This is a genomic window from Cloacibacillus evryensis DSM 19522 (genome assembly GCF_000585335.1).
GTDB classification, from domain to species: Bacteria; Synergistota; Synergistia; order Synergistales; family Synergistaceae; genus Cloacibacillus; species Cloacibacillus evryensis.
On the sequence record NZ_KK073872.1, the window covers coordinates 2,570,042 to 2,589,391 of the forward strand.

Below are 19,350 nucleotides of genomic sequence, written 5' to 3' on the forward strand. Positions count from 1 at the left end.
GCCATTTTTATTAAAATATGATACTCTATTAGGAGTAAAGGAGGCGGTCTCATGGGATATGTTTGCGGTTTGCATAAGAAGTATTTCTGCGCCATGACGGTGACGGCCTTCTACATCATTGTACAGACGTTTTTACTGCTCGCCTATGAGGGACCGTCGGTCTCCAGCCTCCAGGACCCGGGCAGCATCTACGTGATGGAGGCGATGAAGAGCATCTCTTCCACAACGCTCTCTCCGCGCACGGCGGAGACGCGTTTCGCTCCGCTCTCCGTCAAAACGGACCCCGTGCCCAGGACCCTCTCCGAAGCCTTTTCCGAAGGGCTCAACCTTGCTGCCGAACGCACGAGCAGCCGGGCCCTCTGGGATGTATTTATCGGCGACGAACAGGAATCACAGCCTTCTTCCGATATGGTCGCAAGGAAATAGCCTCTATCCCCCTTTTATCTAAATACCTGAGTCTTTTTTATTGAGCCGCGCCCGCGGGGGCGCGGAGGGCCGTGTTATCAAAAAGCTGCGGCCGCCGGAGGGCGGTTCGCCGCCGCGGCATCTTTATCTACAACGATCAGGGGGGAACAGCGATGGAACTTCTTCACGCGGGACTCGACATAGGCTCAACTACGGCAAAGGCTGTCGTCCTTGATAAATATGACAAAATCGTATTTTACCGCTACAGCAGGCACTTTGCCGATATACGAACGGCGGTGGAGAGACTTGTCAGCGATATAAGGGAAAGTTTCTCCGAGGCGAAGCTCACGCTTGCGATGGCGGGTTCTGGCGCTCTGGAGATCGCGCGGGGCATGGACGTGCCCTTTACACAGGAACAGATCGCCTGTACGGCGAGCATCACGCGTTTTCTTTCGGGCGTCGACGTCTGCATAGAGCTTGGCGGCGAGGATTCAAAGATAACATTTTTTGACGAAGCGGGAGCCGAGCAGCGCATGAACGAGACCTGCGCCGGAGGCACCGGGGCCTTCCTCGACCAGATGGCCTCCCTCTTCGGCACGGACGCCGCGGGGCTCAACGAACTCGCCAAGGGGCATAAGACGATCTATCCGGTCGCCTCGCGCTGCGGCGTCTTCGCCAAAACGGACGTGCAGGCGCTGCTGAACGACGGCGCCTCGCGCGAGGACGTCGCGGCCTCGATATTTCAGGCTATCGTAAACCAGACGATAAGCGGCCTCGCCTGCGGCAGGAGGATCGCGGGGCGGGTCGCCTTTCTCGGCGGGCCGCTCTATTTCCTCTCGGAGCTGAGAAACCGTTTCACGGAGACGCTGCGCCTGCCGCTGGAGCAGTGCATCTTTCCGCAGAACCCGCACCTTTTCGTGGCTATGGGCGCGGCGATCAGCGCCAAGATGCAGGGCGCGGTGGATGCCTCCGTGCTGCAAAGGCGCGCGGAGGATTTCTTCATCTCTCATCGCGAAGAGCGGGGCTCGAAACTGCGCCCGCTCTTTATGAACAGGGGAGAACTCGACTCCTTCCGTGAAAGGCATTCGGCCTGCCGCGCCAGGCGCGTCGAGATGCGTGATTATCAGGGCGAGGCATTCCTCGGGATAGATGTCGGCTCCACAACGACGAAGATGGTCCTCATCGGCAGCGAAGGAGAACTGCTGTTTTCGCGGTACAGGCTGACCGGCGTCGGCGACCCCCTCCAGACGGTGCGGGAAACGCTGTCGGAACTCTATTCGCTGATGCCGGAGGGAATCAGGATCGCGGGCAGCGGCGTGACGGGGTACGGCGAAAAACTGATAAAAGCCGCCTTCGGCGTGGATACCGGCGAAGTGGAAACAGTGGCGCACGCGAAAGCCGCCGGCTTCGTCCTACCCGGAGCCGACTTCGTGATCGACATCGGCGGGCAGGATATGAAATGCCTGCGCATCAAGGACGGCATAATCAGCGGAGTCTTCCTTAACGAAGCCTGCTCCTCCGGCTGCGGCTCTTTCCTTCAGAGCTTCGCGAAGTCGCTGAATATGGAGATGGCGGAATTCGCCCGCGCCGCCGAGGAATCGGCCTCCCCCGTCGACCTCGGTTCCCGCTGCACGGTGTTCATGAATTCCCGCGTGCGCCAGGCGCAGAAAGAAGGGGCTCCGGTACGGGACATCTCCGCCGGGCTCGTCTATTCCGTCGTCAAAAACGCGCTTTATAAGGTGCTGAAGATAAAGGACCCCGCGGAACTCGGCAGCCGCATCGTCGTGCAGGGAGGGACCTTCAGGAACGACGCGCTGCTGCGCGCCTTTGAGATCGTCACGGGACGCGAAGTGGTGCGCCCCGACATCTCGGAGCTGATGGGAGCCTTCGGAGCGGCGCTGATCGCCAGAGAGAGGCGGGGAGAAAAGAGCTCGCTGCTTGACGCGGAGGCGCTGAACGGCTTCAAAACGACAGTGTCCACGCAGAACTGCGGCGGCTGCGGCAACAAATGCCTGCTGACACTGACGCGCTTTCCCGACGGGCGGAAGTACGTCTCTGGCAACCGCTGCGAGCGCGGCGGCTCCGCCGAAGAGCGGGGACCGCTGCCGCCGAACCTCTTTGAGAAGAAGTATAAGAGGCTCTTCGACCACTACCGGCCGCTGCCGGCCGAGGAAGCGCCGCGCGGCGTTATCGGCATCCCGCGCGTGCTCAACATTTACGAGAATTACCCATTCTGGTTCACGCTCTTTACTGAGCTCGGCTTCCGCGTGGAACTCTCCGCGAAGGCTCCCGACGAAAACCTCGGCATAGAGACGATCCCCTCGCAGACGGTCTGCTACCCCGCGAAGCTTGTACACCGCCATATAACGGACCTGCTGGAGCGCGGCGTGAAGAATATCTTCTATCCGCTCATCCTCCATGAGAAAAGTGAGTTCTCCGAGGCGCAGAACGACTACAACTGCCCCGTCGTCACCGGTTATCCCGACGTCGCGAGGCTCAACATCGACCGCCTGCACGACGAAGGCGTGAATTTCATCCAGCCCGCGCTCGCCATCGAAAACGAGGAGGCGCTGGTAAAGACGCTCGCCGGCGCGCTTGCCGCTTTCGGCGTCGCCAGGGGCGAGCTGCGCCGCGCCGCCAGGCTGGCAGAGGCGGCGCGCGCCGCCTATAAGTCCGACGTGACGAAATTCGGCAGGGAGGCGCTCGCCTACCTCAACGAACACGGCGGGATCGGCATCGTGCTTGCGGGACATCCATACCACCTTTCGCCTGAGGTCAATCACGGCATCCCCGAGCTGATAAACAGCTACGGCGTGACGTTATTCACAGAAGACTCCGTCTGCGGCCTCGCCGGCGAGCTTGATGAACGCGACGAGGTGGGGGCCGTCGACCAGTGGGTATACCACTCCCGCCTCTACCGCGCGGCGATGGTGACGGCGAGACACCCGGGCTTCAAAAATGTGGAGCTGGTACAGTTCAACTCCTTCGGCTGCGGACTGGACGCCATCAGCGCGGAGCAGACGGCGGAGATCCTTACGCGCCACGGCAAGCTCCACACGCTGATAAAGATCGACGAGGGAAAAAACAACGGCGCGGTCAAGATCAGGATACGCTCGCTGCTCGCGGCGATGAAGACCGAACGCAGCGACGAGGGGGCATATACTGAATCTTCCGTGAAAAAACCGCGTCCCGCCGTCCATCACGAGGGAAGGACCCTGCTCTGCCCGCCGCTTTCGCCCTTTCATTTTCAGTTCCTGGAAACGGCCTTCGAGGGCAGCGGCACAAACTTCAAGGTCCTGCCGGAGGGAACGCGCGAGACGGTGGAGCTTGGGCTGCGTTACGTCAACAACGACGTCTGCTATCCCGCGATGATGGTCGTCGGCCAGTTCATCGAAGCGCTGAAAAGCGGCCTCTACGACCCGGAGAGGACGGACTGCCTCTACGCCCAGACCGGCGGCGCCTGCCGCGCGAGCAACTATATACATCTCCTGCGGGGAGCTCTGGATTCCGCCGGTTTTCCGCAGGTGCGCGTGGTGGCGCTCAACCGCCAGAAAGAGGGAGAGGCAGAAAGGTTCGAACTTCCGACGCGCATCGGCTGGCGCGCTATGCTCGGACTCTTCTACGGCGATCTGCTGATGCGGCTGCTGCTGCGCACGCGCCCCTACGAAACCGAGAAGGGCGCGAGCGCGAGGCTCCATGATATATGGGTGGAGCGCATAAAGGAGAATATCCGCGGGGGAAGCTGGTTCCGCTTTAAAAGGGACGTCAGGGAGATGACGCGCGACTTCGCCGCGCTGCCGATAGAGAACGTCAAGCGTCCACGCGTCGGCATTACGGGCGAGATCCTCGTCAAATATCACGCCAACGCCAACGAACGCCTCATCGAGCTGATAGAGGATGAGGGCGGCGAGGCCGTGGTGCCGGATATGGGCAACTTCCTCTCCTACTGTCTCTTTGACCCTGTCTATGCCAACAGGCACCTCGCGGGAGGCTTATGGCCGCGCGCCGTCGGCGAGGCCGGAATGTGGGTGCTGGACAAGATAAAGGCTCCGATCGCCGAGGCTCTGAGGGGCACGCGCTTCGGAGAACTCCACAACATAGAGGAGCTGGCGAAGCTCGGCGGCACCGTCGTATCGCAGGCGAACCAGGCCGGAGAGGGCTGGCTGCTCACCGCGGAGATGATGGCGCTGATCGAGGGAGGGGTCAACAACGTTCTTTGCGTCCAGCCCTTCGCCTGCCTGCCCAATCACATCACCGGCAAGGGCGTCATCAAGGAGCTTAAGCGCCGCTTCAAAGGAGCGAACATCCTGCCGCTCGACTATGACGCGAGCGTCAGTACGACGAACCAGTTGAACAGGATCAAGCTTCTTATGGCTACCGCCCGGTAAATCGGCGTAAATCGGCGTTTATACGCACCGTCTGCGTCATAACTTCGGGGTCTGCGGTCCTGCGGCAAACGCACCCGCATGCTGCGGCAATATGGATAATTTGAAAGAGTTCCCCGCCAATGGCGGGGAACATTGCCTTGCAATCGCCGTATTAATATACGGCTCCGGGCGCAGACCCCAAAGTTATTTAGCATCCGGCACGTCTGGTGAACAAACTACGCGATTCACACAAAACGCAAAACCGGCGTTTTGGTTCACTGCGTATAAACGCCGATTTATCTAAGACCTTTGGCTCCCTCTCCGAGGGGGCTCCGGCGAAGCCGGTGGAGGAGGGTTGACTTTGGGTTTTGTTTTTCTGGTCTGAATTAAAACAAAACCCAAGGTCAAAACTCCTCCAGTCTCGGCGGAAAAACACCGCCGAGCCAGCCCCCTCGGGTGAACAGAGTCCCGCAAACCGGACAACGCTATAAAAGCTCCCAAGGGTATCAAAAATTTATTCAATAAAGAGACTTCGATATTGCATCGGAGCCTTTTTCAATTTTATCTGTATCCTGTCGTTATTATAATACCTTATATATTCGTCTATAGCATCTTTGGCCTCCTCGTAGTTCTCCCATTTTACTCGGTTGACGAGTTCTGATTTAATGTGACTAAAGAAGTTTTCTGCACAGGCATTATCCAAACAATTTCCTTTCCTTGACATCGAGACCTTGAGTCCGTATCTTTGTGTCAGGTTGAAATATGCATGGCTTGTATATTGAAACCCCTGGTCGCTGTGGAGGATTGGTCCATCAGCGACCACCTTATTATTATTTTCAAATGCTTTCTTCAATGTATCGCTTACTAACTTAATATTATTATTACGACTGATTTGATATCCCTGTATGGAATTATCAAAGAGATCTTTTATCATGGAGAGGAATATATTACCCTTTTTGTTCGTATATATGTGATATCAGTAACCAGTTTCTGGTTTGGTCTGTCGGAACGAAATTCTCTGTTCAGGATATTCTCATAGCTGTGGATATTTCCTGACATCACTTTAAACTTTTTCTTTTTCTTATTTCCGCTTGAAGTCCCGCTTTTTTCATAACACGCCTTCCCTCTTATTGTTTACATGAATGCCAATGAAGTTGTTGAGCCACAGAGTCATTCGCCTGTACCCATAAGTGTTTTTGTTGATATTCTGTCCCGTTCTTATTGCTTCTATGAGAGGACCGTCTTTATCTTCCATTCCACGCCGCTTTAGCCAACTGTAGTATGTCGAACGAGATACGGACAAAAATCTACACATTACACAGACAGAATGTTTTGTTGAAAATTCAAAAATGATTCTGTATTTAATATTTCTTTCTATCACCACCTTTGCAGCTCTAAGGCTTTTTTAATACATCGACCTGCATTTCCAGCTCTTTAATCTTTTCTATGCTATTTGTAACTTCCAATTTCTTATCTGGACAGTCTTGTTTTGAACTAGAAATATCCCCTTGTTCGATAAATTCCTTACACCATCGTCTTAAAAGAGAGGGACTTGAAATGTTAAAAGATGAGGTAACATCTACCATAGTACGTCCCTCTTCTAAATGAGCCGAAACAGCTTCAAGTTTTACAGCCTTGCTGTAGGTTCTTTTTTCCTTGTATCATCCAGTAAGTCCTTCTGTCCGCTCTTATATAAAGATATCCATGTTTTAACAGAATCATGACTAACACCAAGTTCTTCAGCAATCCGCCTTCGTGGAATTCCCTGTTTGTGCATCTCAATTGCTTTTATTCTTTCTTCTGTTTTACGTTTACGCATAGAAGAGCCCCCTTTATATGTATTTAGTTTTATTATAATCCAGGGGCTTTATTTGGCTGTCCGATTTTCGGGATGCTGTTCATCCCGAGGGGGCCTTTAAAGGCATAAATTAAAATCGCTGAATATCGATAAATTGTTTTTTGCGAGCGCCCGCTAAATCGCAGTTTATCGTTCCCTTCCAATCGCGTAAATCGGCGTTTAGAAGTGCGAGTTGCTAAATAACTTTGGGCTCTGGAACCGGAGCCGTATATTAATACGGCGAGGACGCCAGAGCCCTAAGTTATGACGCAAATCGCGCTTATAAACGCCGATTTATCTTGTCATGCAGGCACCCGGGCTTGACCAGGGGCCCGGCAACCGTACCGCTTATTTTACAAACCGTGAGCCGCCGGCCCGGCGGCATTTTTACCTCGGACGTCAGGAGCTTGGCGCGACGACGCCTGACTGCGGCTGGTCATAACTGCAATTGGCCTGGTACCGAGATATATAGGAGATATAAAACGCCCAGCCGGCGAGTATCAGCGCCCCCGCTATTATTTTTTCATACCCCGCAACTCCCTTCGTCGATAAATTTTTTATTTATTGAGACTAAATGTAATTATAAAAGTTGCAGTTAATATGTCAAGCGGAAATATTGCAATTCCAGCGTGAAGTACCTCTTGAGAGAAAAGCAAACAGCCCGGCCCCCTATCGGGAACCGGGCCTCGGTCGCCGGTAAAAAACGCTGATCTTTTATTTACATCAAAGCCGTGTCATATCTTGTCCTTAGCGGCAGTTAGGGAACCGCTGATTTCGGCTCTCCGGCCGTGATCAGCGGACGATGCGTTAGGCTTTATATGGCAAAGTGAATTGATCAGCGGTTCCTTAGAACTCCACTTTCTGCCCAAGTCCCTTCTGCGCCGCCTTTTCGCAGAGATAGTCCGCCGCCGCGATGTCGAAGAGCGCCATGCCGACCGATTTGAAAAAGGTGGTATCGCTCTCCGTTTTACGTTTGCCGCCGATCAGCTCCGCGAGCGTGTGGATGTTTTCGCGCCTGAGCGCGCCGTTTTCCAGCGGCGTTATGAGGTCGCCCGTTTCGTCGAGCGCGTGGGGCGTGTCTACGTAGACGTCGCCGCCCGTGAGCCGGAAGAGGGCGTCGGGGTATTCCCTCATCTCCGGCAGATAGGAGCCGATGCCGGTGAAGGCGTGTCCCGCGAGCAGCTTTTCGTCGTCGGGGAAGAGCGGGCTTCTGGAGGGCGTCGCCGTCATCACCGCCTCCGTCTTTTCAAGCAGCTCGGCGGCGCTTGCCGCGATCTTCACCGTCACGCCGGGCAGCGCCGCCCGCAGCTTTTCCGCGAAGGGTGCAAGCTTTTCCGTCAGCGCGTCGTATATCCATACCTCTTTGACGCCCTTGCGCGCGGCGCAGCCGAACTGTGCCTGCCAGAAACCCTGCGCGCCCGTGCCGACAAGCCCGAGAGAGCCGATATCGGCGCGCGCCGTGTTTTTGATTCCCGCGCCGCCGACGGCCCCGGTGCGGAGCGCCGTCACCATCTTGCCCTCGAGCAGAGCCTTCGGGCCTCCGGTATTCGCGTCAAAGAGCATCACCGCGCCGTTGATGAAGGGCAGCCCCTTTTGCGGGTTTCCCGGACGCAGGGTGAGCAGTTTGCAGCCCCAGGCATCGGGCGTCACGCAGGGCATGAGCATGAGAGAGTCGCCTCCGTTAAGCGAAACGCTGGAGCGCAGCGGCATCGCAAAGTTCCCCTCATCCGCGAAGAGCATCGTCTGTTCCATCCTACCGATCAATTCTTCAAGGTCTACGGTCTCAACGAGCGTTTTTTCATTAAGTACCAGCAATATCAACCACTCCTCTTTTAAGGATATTTATTCTTTGGAATGCACCGATCTCAGATAGGCATAGAGCGTGAATTTGCTCTTTTTCATCTCTTCCGAGAGACGTTCCATCGCCCCTTTGACGAGAAAGAAGCCCATCCCGTCGAGGCGAGCCACCACCTTCACCTTGTCGGAGCGCGGCAGCGCGGATAGGTCGCCGCCCCACTCTTTTTTGATCGCCGCGATCGAGCCGGAGACGACGTCGTCGACATCCTTTGAAAAATGCTCGCGGTACTCGGGCACGCCGGCGTTGGCGGGGTCTATACGGAAAAATTCGTCAAGCGCCTCGCGCGCGGCGCTGATTTTCGTGATATCCATGTTGATGCAGAGAAAGCCGATCACTTCCCCCAAAGAGTCTCTGATAAAACAGACGCCGCATTTGAGCAGCCTGCCGTCGTCGGTCCTCGCCCGATAGTTATAGATGCCAGTCAGTTTGCGGTATTCGGGATCTTTCAGCATCCGCAGCCCAAAATCGGTCATCGGCGAACCGACGCCGCGGCCGCTCACATGGGCGTTGGCGCAGGCGATGATCGAGCGTTCCGGATTTGAGACGTCGTGCAGCAATATCTCGCAGTCTTTTCCGAGTATCTCTCCCAGTCCCGCCACCAGGCCCTTATAGGGCAGCAGTTCCGCGGGCGTTTTATGTTTGTTCATCATCCGTCGCCCCCATTTTAGTCTATTCTATCATAAAAAAATTGTTAATGACAATATTTTTTCTCTTTTCGCAAAAAAAATGTTAATGCCGATGATTCCTTGAATTATCTGCATTATTCAGCCCGTGTTCCAAGACGAAAAACCCTCTTAATTTCCCGTGTCATGATATAATTGACAAAATATTGTTAATAACGTATAAAATTATCAAGAGGCAGAAAAGGGGGGCAACACCTTCATGATGAATTTTACGAGAACTATCGACGCCATCGACGCCCACACCGCTGGCGAGCCGATACGCGTCGTCACCTCCGGCATCCCGAAGGTCGAGGGACGGACGATGCTGGAAAAGATGGAATATTTCGCGAGCCATTATGACAATATCCGCTGTATGCTACTCAAGGAGCCGCGCGGCCATAAGGACATGTTCGGCGCGGTGCTGGTGCCGCCTGTGACCGACGACGCCGACCTCGGCATCCTCTTCATGCACAACGAGGGGATGAGCACCATGTGCGGCCACGGAACGATCGGCACGGTGAAGGCCGCCGCCGAGACGGGGCTGCTCGACCTGCGCGAGGGAGAAAACACGATCAGGATAGACGCTCCGGCCGGACGCATCACCGCGGAGGCGACCGTAAGAGACGGACACGTCGAGCACGTCGCCTTCACCAACGTCCCGGCCTTCGTATATAAAGAGAGCGTGACGATACCGGTGGAAGGGACCGGCGCGGTGGAGGCGGCGGTCGTCTACGGCGGCGCTTTTTACATCTTCATCGAGGAGGAAAAGCTCGGGCTGCGCGTGCTGCCGGAGCAGACGGCGGCGCTCGTCGCACGCGCGATGGAGATGAAGCGCTGGGCAAACGCCAACCTCGAGATCCGCCACCCGGAGAAGCAGGAGATCAACGGCATCTACGGCGTGCTCATCACCTCGCCTGTCGAAAGGACGGAATATGGCTGCCGGAGCCGGCACATCTGCGTCTTCGCCGACGGTTCGGTGGACCGCTCCCCCTGCGGCACCGGGACCTCGGCGCGGATGGCGCTGCTGGTCTCGCGCAAAGAACTTGATATCGGAGAAAAATTCCAAGCCGCAAGCATCATCGACACAAAGTTCGAGGGCACGCCGCTGGCCGCCGTCACCGAGAGCGGTTACGAGGCGATAATCCCGAAGGTCGCGGGCCCCGCCTGGATAACGGGCTTCAACAAGTTCGTCCTCGACCCGGCCGACCCCGTGCCGGAGGGCTTCCTGCTCTGAGGACCGGTCAAATTTTATATGAATTTATAGAAGGGATTGAGCACAAATGACATACCGCTCCAAGGAACTGGGACTTTTTTCCGGCAGGGGCTCCTCGTCGCGCCGCGCGATCTACAAGGGCTGCGGCTATGACGACGGAGACCTGGCCAAGCCGCTGATCGGCATCGTGAACACCGCGAACGACGCTGGGCTCGGCCACGTGCACCTCGACCGCCTCGCGGCGCGCGTGCGCGCGGGGATTTTACAGGCGGGCGGCACGCCCTTTGAATTCGGCACGATCGCCACCTGCGGCGCTGTGCCGATCGGGATGCCGCACTTCCGCTACGAGCTCGTCATCCGCGACGTCATCGCCTCCTCGGTGGAGATCATGACCGGCGTACAGCTGCTCGACGGCCTCGTGCTGCTCGCCTCGTGCGACAGCATCATCCCGGGGGTCCTCATCGGCGGCATTCGCGCCGGCGTCCCCTGCATCATGCTGACGGGCGGCCCGCAGGAGGTATGTAAGAGCGGAGGCCGCAGCGTCGTCATGAGCGAGCTTGACCAGCTCGTCTTCGGCGCCGACTACGCGAGCGGCGAGGCGCGCGAAAAGATACGCTACCTCGAAGACCACGTCTGTCCCGGCCCCGGAGCCTGCTCGCTGATGGGCACCGCCAACACGATGCAGATACTGGCCGAGGGGCTAGGCATGGCGCTGCCAGGATCGTCGACCGTCCCCGCCGTCTACGCGGAGAAGGAGCGCTTCGCGACACAGACGGGCCGCCGCATCGTGGAACTCGTCAAAGAGGGAGTGAAGCCGAAGGACATCCTCACGCGCGAAGCGCTCTTGAACGGCGTCATCCTCACGATGGCGCTCGCCGGCTCGACCAACGCCGTGCTGCACCTGCTCTCATTCGCGCGCGAGGTCGGCGTCGAGCTGACTCTCGACGATTTTGACAAATTATCGGAGACGATCCCCGTCATCAGCCGCGTCATCCCGACGGGAAAAGCAACGGTCATCGACCTTTATAACGCGGGCGGCGTCCCCGCCGTCCTTGGTGAGATGAGGGACTACTTGCATAAGGAATGCCTCACCGTGTCGGGGCACACCATCGGCGAGATCGCCTCTCTGCGCCGCTCCTCCGACCATGAGACGCTGACAGCGGCTGAAAGCCCCGTCTTCAAAAGCGGCGGCATCGCCGTCATGAGGGGGAACATCACCCCGAACGGCGCGATCTGCCGCACGACGACGATTTCCGAAAAGATACGAAAATTCGCGGGACCGGCGCGCGTCTTCAACTCCGACGAGGAGGCGCACCGCGCCGTCGTGACTGGAGACATAAAAAAGGGCGACGTCGTCGTCATCCGCTACGAGGGGCCGCGCGGCGCGCCCGGAATGCGTGAGATGATGATGACCACGGACGCGTTGGTAGGAATAGGCATGGGACAGGAGGTCTTTGTGCTGACGGACGGACGCTTCTCCGGCTTCACCGAGGGGGCGGCGATCGGCCACATCTCCCCCGAAGCCGCCGTCGGCGGCGTCATCGCGATCGTCGAAGATGGAGACTTCATCAGGATCGATATCCCCGGACGCACGGTAAACCTCGACCTGCCCGATGATGTGATCAGAGAACGCCTTGCGAAATGGAAGCTGCCGCTCAAAAAAGAGCGCGGCATCCTCGGCATCTACGCGAAGAGCGCGCTCCAGGCCCACGAAGGCGCGATGATCGACGACCGCGTGGAGGACGAGGGGCAGGTGCGCCGGGAGTTTTAGGCGGCCGGCGGTTGATAGGGCGAGGGGCGGCGATTCTATTTAAACCAACAAATATTCAATCAATTATTGATAATATTTGATATTAAATTTATAATATATTTTAGTTTCAACACTATTTACCAAATATATCTAACGCCGCTGAAAACAGCGCGAAAAAACGGAGAGGTGGAAACAATGAAAGACAAAACTCTTTTGGGGCTTAACCTCTCCGCTTTTTTGATGATGATCGGCGTCGGGATGATCGTCGCCCTGCTGCCGCAAAGAATCATAGAATTAGACGGGAACGGCAATAATGTAGGCTACCTGGCCTCTATGTTCGCCGTCGCATATATCGTGCTGCAGATACCGGTCGGCGCGATGGCGGACAGATTCGGCTTCAAGCGTTTTTTGGCGTCCGGGTATTTCCTCTGTTTCCTGACCGGGCTCTGTTACTATTTTTCCACCGGCTCGGCCATGATATTTCTCTCGCGCCTGCTGCAGGGCGCTGGAGAGGCTCCCGTCTGGGCGCTCGCGCCCGCGCTGCTCTCAATAAAGTACGCCTCTTCCAAAGGCTCCGTTATGGGGTCATATAACGCGATAATACACATCGGGCTTACCATGGGGCCGATCCTCGGAGTGTTCCTCATTAAATTCCTGGCGGCGAAAAATCTCTTTCTCATCTACGCTTTCGCCTGCCTCGCGGGGGCGCTTTTGATCGCCTGGCTGGTCGACGACATCCGCCCGGGGAAAAATGCGGAGAATATCTTCAATCTGGCGAATATTATGGCGATGATCAAAGACTCGTCCATCTTTGCCGCCCTGCTTGGCATTACTTTGTATGGGACCGGATACGGGATATTTCTTACGACGATACCGGCCTACCTCATTGAGGAAAAGGGTTTTGACTCAACTTATATCGGCATTTTTTTCTCGCTGTTTTACATCGCGATCAGCATCTCCCAGCTGATAACCGGAAAACTCTGCGACCGTTTCGGTGCCAAAATCTTTATGGTCTCCGGGCTCTTCCTCGCCTCACTGGGGCTTGCGGCGACACGGCTGCTCCCCGCGGCGGCCGGGATGTTGTCGGCGCTCACCATATCAAGTATCGGGCTCGGCATATTTTACCTCGCTTCAATGATTTTCTTGAATGACGCCGTTGACGAGAGATATAAGGGCACTATCTCCGGAGCCTATTATCTGTTCTGGGGGATCGGGATGTTTTTGGGCCCGCCGTTATTATCATTATCGTCAAGGATAAACGGCGCAGACCTTTCTTTAGCCTGCTACGCCGGACTGTATTTGGCGCTCTCCGCCGCCATGGCGATACTTTTCAGCCGCAGGCAGGAGAAGTGATATTTTTCCCATCCCCGCCATGCCGAGGTAAGATAAAAGGCGTTCCGTCAATAAAAAAACGGAACGCCTTTTACTTCATTTGCCCCAGACAGAGTCCAGAGGGATTCCTTATTCCATTTACAGCCTCATCAATTCCAGCGCGAGGCGTGCGGTATCTTCGAGGTTTTTCACCGTTATGCGCTCGGAGGTGGTGTGCACCTTGTCCATGCCGGTGCCGAGGACTACCGCCTTTATGCCGTTGGCGTTCATGATGTTCGCGTCGCTGCCGCCGCCGGTGGAGCCGATGACGGGCTTCAGGCCGAGTCTTTTGCAGGCTTCCACTACGGTAATGACGAGCGGCTCGTCGTCAGACTGGGTATAGCCGGTGTAGCTGGTGGCCGCCTGGCAGTCGAGCTTCGCGCCGAAGTCGCGGCAGGCCTTTTCCAGGCATTCCACCATGTGCTTCGTCTGCGCTTCGAGCTTCGCGTTGTCGCGGCTTCTCACTTCGGCCTCAATGCAGGCGCAGGGGCTGACGATGTTCGTCGCGCCAACGGCCTTGAAGGTGCCGATGTTGGCCGTCGTCTCCTCGTCGATGCGCAGCAGCTTCATCGCGGAGACGGCGGCGGCCCCGACCTGTATCGCGCTGACGCCCTTTTCTGGGGCGAGCCCCGCGTGCGCCGCAACGCCCTTTATCTCGGCACGGATCTTCGTCTGCCCCGGCGCGGCGGTGATTATCTTGCCCGCGTCGCCGCTGGAGTCAAAGACGACCGCCTCTTTCGCGGAGAGTTTAGAATAGTCGAGGGACTTGGAGCCGATCATGCCGACCTCTTCGCCGACGGTGAGGACCACCTCGACGGCGCGGTGGGCGATCCCCTGCTCGCGCGCCGCCGTGATCGCCTCGATGATCGCCGCGACTCCGGATTTGTCGTCTCCGCCGAGTATGGTGCTGCCGTCGGTGTGTATCACGCCGTCGGTGATGATGGGGCGGATACCTTTGCCCGGCGTAACGGTGTCGATGTGGGCGCTCATGAGAAGCGCCGGCGCCTCTCCCGCGAATACCGCTACGACGCTGCCTGCCTCGTCTATGCGGACGCGGCAGCCAAGCGCTTTAAGGTCGGCCGCGGCGCGGCCGGCCATCGCCGCCTCGTTTCCGCTTTCGCTGTCGATCGCGAGGTATTCAAGAAAGTTTTTTAAGAGACGTTCTTTGTTTATCAAAAATTTCATCTTCTTTCACAGGTTTTTATCATTATACTTCCACCAGGGGTTATTTTCAGGCTATTATCGGCAAAATTATCCCGAGATGAACGATGCCGGGGGGCCGCAAGGGATCGCCTGACCCCTTATTTACATAAATAACCCCGCGCCGGGACCCAGCGGCAGGCCGAAGAACATCCAGACGACGAGCAGCAGCGACCAGCCGATGAGGAAGAATATCGAGTACGGCAGCATCGTCGAGATCAGCGTGCCGATGCCGGAGTTTTCGTCGTATTCCTTCGCAAAGACGATGATCATCGCGAAGTAGGACATCAGCGGCGTGATGATGTTCGTCGTCGAGTCGCCTATTCTGTAGGCGACCTGCGTCAGCTCCGGCGAGTAGCCGAGTAGCATGAACATCGGGATGAATACCGGCGCGAGGATGGTCCACTTCGCGGAGGCCGAACCCATGAAGAGGTTGATGAAGGCGCTGAAGAGGATGAAGAGGATCATCAGCGGGATGCCTCCGATGCCCGTCGATTCGATGACGTGCGCGCCTTTTAGGGCGATGATGGTGCCGAGGTGCGTGTAGCTGAAGTAGTTGATGAACTGCGCCGCCACGAATGAAAGGGCGATGTAGGCTCCCATCGAGGACATCGCCTTGCCCATCGCGCCGCAGACGTCTTTGTTGTCTTTGAATTTGCCGGAGGCATAGCCGAAGACCACCGAGGGAATGAGGAAGAAGAACATGATGAGCACGATGATGCTCTGCATGAGCGGCGCGCCGGCTATAAGGCTTCCGGTCTTGGGGTTGCGCATGAATGAGTCGGCGGGCAGGCATACGGCCACGACGATCAGGGTCATTACGAGCAGCGCGGCGTTCGCCATCCTAAGGGCTTTCCGCTCTTTTTCCGTGATCTGGTTCGATTCAAAGGCTCCCTCAAGAAATTTGCCGTTGTATTTGCCAAGGCGCGGCTCGACTATGTAGTCTGTGACGATCGTGCCGATGATCGTGATGAGGAATGTCGAAGCGATCATGAAGTACCAGTTGGAGGTCGGCTCGACGGAACGCGCCGCGTCAAGGATGTGTACGGCCTCCGTCGAGATGCCGGAGAGCAGCGGGTCGGTGGTGCCGATGACGAGGTTGGCGGAGAAGCCGCCCGAGACGCCGGCGAAGGCGGCGGCCAGGCCGGCCATTGGATGACGCCCGTAGGCCATGAACATCAGCGCCCCGATCGGGATGAGAACGACGTATCCGGCGTCGGAGGCTATGTTGGACATGATGCCGAGGAAGACGACGACGGGCGTGATGAGGCTGCGCGGCGTGACCGCCACCGTGCGCTTGAGGATCGTCGGGATGTAGCCGCTCGTCTCGGCGACGCCGACGCCGAGCATGGCGACGAGGACGACGCCCAGCGGGGCGAAGTTCGTAAAGTTCTTTACCGCCGAGGTGAGCATATAGACGACGCCCTCCTTGTTAAGCAGGCTTATCGCCTGGATCGTCTGCATCTCCACGGTATTTGTCGCGCGGTTGATAAGTTCGCCGGTCGCGGAGACGCCCATCGCCGCGAAGATCGCGGAGAGCGCCGCCGTCACGGCGGCAAAGATCGCAAAGAGCGCTATCGGATGCGGCAGTTTGTTGCCCACGCGCTCAACTCCATTGAGAAAACGGTCGAACAGAGAAACCCTCTTCTTTGTTTCGGCTGTCATTACAAAAATTCCTCCTGATAAAGATATTTATGAATAACTGCAAAGAACCCAGTTGATTCCGCCGTTGTTGGCGCTGCTCGTGTATATTTATTTGTAATAGCGCCAGTTGCTCGCCAAATAAAATAATTAAATATAACATACTTGAATATTTAAAAATTGTCAATAATTTTTTAAAACAAGCCAATATTATAAGGAGAAATGCTTCTAGTACAGTTATTAATAAATATCGTAAAAATAAACTTTACAACGCCTGCGAAACTGTTTAGAATACGTGACGAAAGCGGGAACGATTCCCGCGTGATTTATGGGGAGCCTGGATATTTCGGCTGAGAGGAGGCGCGGCCTCGACCCGATGAACCTGATGTGGGTAATGCCACCGTAGGGAGAATAGCTCGAATTCAGTGACGGCTGTCCTTCTTGGAGGGGCCGTCATTATTTTTAAGGAGTGTTTTTGATGAATGAGGAAAAGAGAACGACAACGGCAAACGCGCTGATTTGGTTCGGCGCGGCGGTCTCCATCGCGGAGATATACACGGGGACGCTGATGGCTCCGCTCGGGATGGCGCGCGGCATGGGCGCGGTGGTCGCCGGACACCTGATCGGCGGCTTTCTCATGTATCTCGCGGCGCTGATCGGCGGGCTTTCCGGGCGCGGCGCGATGGAGAGCGTCAAGCTTTCCTTCGGAGAGCAGGGGGCTAAGTTTTTCGCGGCGCTCAACGTGCTGCAGCTCGTAGGCTGGACCGCGGTGATGATCGCGGGCGGCGCGATCTCGCTCGGCCTTATCCTGAACCCGGTATTCGGCACGGACAACATGCTTTGGTGCGGCGTGATCGGCATCATGATCGCCGTCTGGATATTGCTCGATATGAAGAACTTTGAACGCGTCAACAAGATCGCGATGGGCGCGCTCTTCATCCTCACGCTGGTGCTCTCCTTCATCGTCTTTAAGCGCGGTGAGACGGAGGCTGCCCGCGGCGTAATGAGCTTCGCGGACGCGATGGAACTATCGGTGGCGATGCCGCTGTCGTGGCTGCCGCTGATCTCCGACTATATGCGCGACGCGCGCGAACCGAAAAAGAGCGCCGCCGTCAGCACGGCCGTCTATTCGCTGACCAGCTGCTGGATGTATTTCATCGGACTCGGCGTCGCGCTCTACACAGGCGGCTCCGATATCGCGAAGATCATGCTCGACGCCGGGCTCGGCGCCGCGGGCGTGGTGATCGTAGCCTTCTCCACCGTGACGACGACCTTTCTCGACGCCTATTCCGCCGGCATCAGCTTCCACGTCATATTCAAAGGGATCAGGGAAAAGGCCGCCGGCGTCGCCGTCTGCTTTATCGGCACGATGATCGCCATTTTCGCGCGCTCCGACAGTTATGAGAGCCTGCTTTATCTCATCTCCTCCGTCTTCGCGCCGATGGCGGCGGTGATGGTGACCGACTTTTTTATCTTGAAGAGGAACTGCGCCGCGAGGCAGCTCTCGCCGAGGAATTTGATCCTCTGGGGCGCCGGCTTCGCGCTCTACCGGTATCTTATGACCGCCGGCAGTCCCGTGGGCGCGACGCTGCCGGTGATCGCCGCGACCGCCGCGCTGACATGGCTGGCCGGCAAACTGATACCTGAGAAATAATAACAAAGATAAATATTTCACTTTACGATCTTGCGTCATTTCCTTTGCAATATCCATGTATAAGGGCTACAATTAGTCTATAAGCACCTTATTATAAAAATTTCTCAGGGGGAGATTCCAATGGATGTAAAGAGCAAAGCATATCAGGAGCTGCTGAAGAAGCGTCCGCTGAACGTGCAGGCACGTTTCGGCGATACGGAGATGGGGCTTGTCAGCGGGCGTGATATCGCGGCGGCGGCCAGAGAAGTCGATTCCATCGTGCTGGCGGCGAACGCGCGTCATCCGCTCGTGATAAAGGCGGTGCTCCAGGCGGCAAAGAAAAAGAACGCGGCGGTGCTCATCGAGCTTGCAAAGTCGGAGTCGACTTACTGCGGCGCGACCTACGACAACATTTCCGAATACGCCCTGAAGTATTCCGAGGAGATGGGACACGGCGCGGTCTTCGGGCTCCATGTCGACCATTATGCCATTAAAGGTTGGGCCGACGTGCTGAAGGGCGTGGGACATCTCACAAAGATCCTCAACAACGGCTTCACCTCGGTGGCTATCGACGCTTCACACCTGGACGACTATGACAACTTCGCCGCCACCCGCGCGCTCGCGGACTGGCTGCCCTCGGAGCTCGGACTTGAGGTCGAGGTCGGCGAGATAAAGGGCCCCGGCGAGCTTTCAACGGTCGAAGAGGCCCTCTATTATATCGGCGGACTCAACGCCTGGCAGATATTCCCCGACTACCTCGCGATCTCGAACGGCAGCCTCCACGGCACCTACGACCCGACGGCGGGACAGATGGAGGGCATCGACCTGGCGCGCACGAAGGAGATCGCCGACGCGATCGCGCCCTACGGCGTGACGATCGCGCAGCACGGCATCTCCGGCACCCCGCTCGACAAGGTCTCGACCTTCCGCAAGTACGGCATCCGCAAGGGCAACGTGGCGACGCTCTTCCAGAACGTCTACTTCGGGATCAAGATGGACCCGAACACCGGCAACGCGATCACCGAGGGCGGCACCTATACGAAGGAGGCCGACCGCGGCATCTCCGTCGAGCTCTGGGAGAAGATCGTCGCCGCCGGCGACGAAAAGGGCATGAGCCGCAAGAGCGGAGATTATAAGAAGCTCAATCTGCCCTTCTGCGATATGATACTCGCGGAGCCGAAGCCCATCGTAGACAGGATAGTCGACGAAATGGCCTGGTGGGCCGAACGCTTCATCGTCGCCTTCGGAGCGGAGGGCAGCGCCGAGGCGGTCGCCGAAGTTATGGCAAAGCGCGTAGACCAGAACGCCGCTCCCGACCGCAAGGTCCTCGGCGAGAGAAAGAACTACACCGCGGCCACCGCGCCGGGCAAAGGCGGGAATGACGGCAAGAATTACGACGACTAAACATAAGAC

The 19,350-nt window shown here is 57.0% G+C and carries 15 protein-coding genes and 1 riboswitch; of the genes, 7 read left to right on the plus strand and 8 right to left on the minus strand.

What is annotated here, in order from left to right:
• Positions 1–51 precede the first annotated feature (51 nt).
• Positions 52–426, plus strand: a complete 375-nt coding sequence (locus CLOEV_RS11550; RefSeq protein WP_008713074.1) for a hypothetical protein — start codon at positions 52–54, stop codon at positions 424–426.
• A gap of 152 nt (positions 427–578) precedes the next feature.
• Positions 579–4,793, plus strand: coding sequence for an acyl-CoA dehydratase activase (locus CLOEV_RS11555; protein ID WP_034443870.1), 4,215 nt, complete (start codon positions 579–581; stop codon positions 4,791–4,793).
• Between the two features lie 493 nt (positions 4,794–5,286).
• Here CLOEV_RS11555 and CLOEV_RS16895 read toward each other — a convergent pair whose 3' ends face one another.
• The 6 genes from CLOEV_RS16895 to CLOEV_RS11570 form a co-directional block, all read right to left on the minus strand.
• Complete coding sequence (locus CLOEV_RS16895; RefSeq protein ID WP_281172961.1) at positions 5,287–5,742, minus strand: IS3 family transposase; 456 nt, start codon at positions 5,740–5,742, stop codon at positions 5,287–5,289.
• Between the two features lie 138 nt (positions 5,743–5,880).
• A complete protein-coding gene (locus CLOEV_RS17555; RefSeq protein WP_425393616.1) occupies positions 5,881–6,087 on the minus strand; it encodes an IS3 family transposase in 207 nt (68 codons plus the stop codon).
• A gap of 79 nt (positions 6,088–6,166) precedes the next feature.
• On the minus strand, positions 6,167–6,358 hold the full coding sequence (locus tag CLOEV_RS16555) for a hypothetical protein (RefSeq protein WP_039916653.1): 192 nt from the start codon (positions 6,356–6,358) through the stop codon (positions 6,167–6,169).
• A 41-nt stretch (positions 6,359–6,399) separates the two neighbouring features.
• Positions 6,400–6,591, minus strand: a complete 192-nt coding sequence (locus CLOEV_RS16560; protein WP_083829526.1) for a helix-turn-helix domain-containing protein — start codon at positions 6,589–6,591, stop codon at positions 6,400–6,402.
• 864 nt (positions 6,592–7,455) lie between these two features.
• A complete protein-coding gene (locus CLOEV_RS11565; RefSeq protein WP_034443871.1) occupies positions 7,456–8,424 on the minus strand; it encodes an ornithine cyclodeaminase family protein in 969 nt (322 codons plus the stop codon).
• Positions 8,425–8,451: 27 nt separating this feature from the next.
• The gene (locus tag CLOEV_RS11570) at positions 8,452–9,117 is read right to left on the minus strand and encodes a helix-turn-helix transcriptional regulator (protein ID WP_245591130.1); all 666 of its coding nucleotides are present in this window, start codon (positions 9,115–9,117) and stop codon (positions 8,452–8,454) included.
• Between the two features lie 232 nt (positions 9,118–9,349).
• Between CLOEV_RS11570 and CLOEV_RS11575 the strand changes: the two genes are divergently transcribed.
• From CLOEV_RS11575 to CLOEV_RS11585, 3 genes are all read left to right on the plus strand, one after another.
• Positions 9,350–10,363: a proline racemase family protein gene (locus CLOEV_RS11575; protein WP_008713085.1), complete on the plus strand. Its 1,014-nt coding sequence runs from the start codon at positions 9,350–9,352 to the stop codon at positions 10,361–10,363.
• A 46-nt stretch (positions 10,364–10,409) separates the two neighbouring features.
• On the plus strand, positions 10,410–12,113 hold the full coding sequence (gene ilvD, locus CLOEV_RS11580; protein ID WP_034443879.1) for a dihydroxy-acid dehydratase: 1,704 nt from the start codon (positions 10,410–10,412) through the stop codon (positions 12,111–12,113).
• A 174-nt stretch (positions 12,114–12,287) separates the two neighbouring features.
• Positions 12,288–13,445 carry an MFS transporter gene (locus tag CLOEV_RS11585; protein WP_034443882.1) on the plus strand — a complete coding sequence of 386 codons (1,158 nt, stop codon included), beginning with the start codon at positions 12,288–12,290 and terminating at the stop codon, positions 13,443–13,445.
• Between the two features lie 117 nt (positions 13,446–13,562).
• Here CLOEV_RS11585 and CLOEV_RS11590 read toward each other — a convergent pair whose 3' ends face one another.
• Entirely contained in the window at positions 13,563–14,648 is a 1,086-nt protein-coding gene (locus CLOEV_RS11590; protein WP_008713091.1) for a M20/M25/M40 family metallo-hydrolase, read from the minus strand.
• A 120-nt stretch (positions 14,649–14,768) separates the two neighbouring features.
• A complete protein-coding gene (locus CLOEV_RS11595; protein WP_034443886.1) occupies positions 14,769–16,328 on the minus strand; it encodes an AbgT family transporter in 1,560 nt (519 codons plus the stop codon).
• Between the two features lie 295 nt (positions 16,329–16,623).
• Positions 16,624–16,730, plus strand: a riboswitch (TPP riboswitch).
• Positions 16,731–16,782: 52 nt separating this feature from the next.
• Here CLOEV_RS11595 and cytX point away from each other — a divergent pair.
• Positions 16,783–17,958 carry a putative hydroxymethylpyrimidine transporter CytX gene (gene cytX / locus CLOEV_RS11600; RefSeq protein ID WP_034443889.1) on the plus strand — a complete coding sequence of 392 codons (1,176 nt, stop codon included), beginning with the start codon at positions 16,783–16,785 and terminating at the stop codon, positions 17,956–17,958.
• A gap of 120 nt (positions 17,959–18,078) precedes the next feature.
• A complete protein-coding gene (locus CLOEV_RS11605; protein WP_008713097.1) occupies positions 18,079–19,341 on the plus strand; it encodes a class II fructose-bisphosphate aldolase in 1,263 nt (420 codons plus the stop codon).
• Positions 19,342–19,350 lie beyond the last annotated feature (9 nt).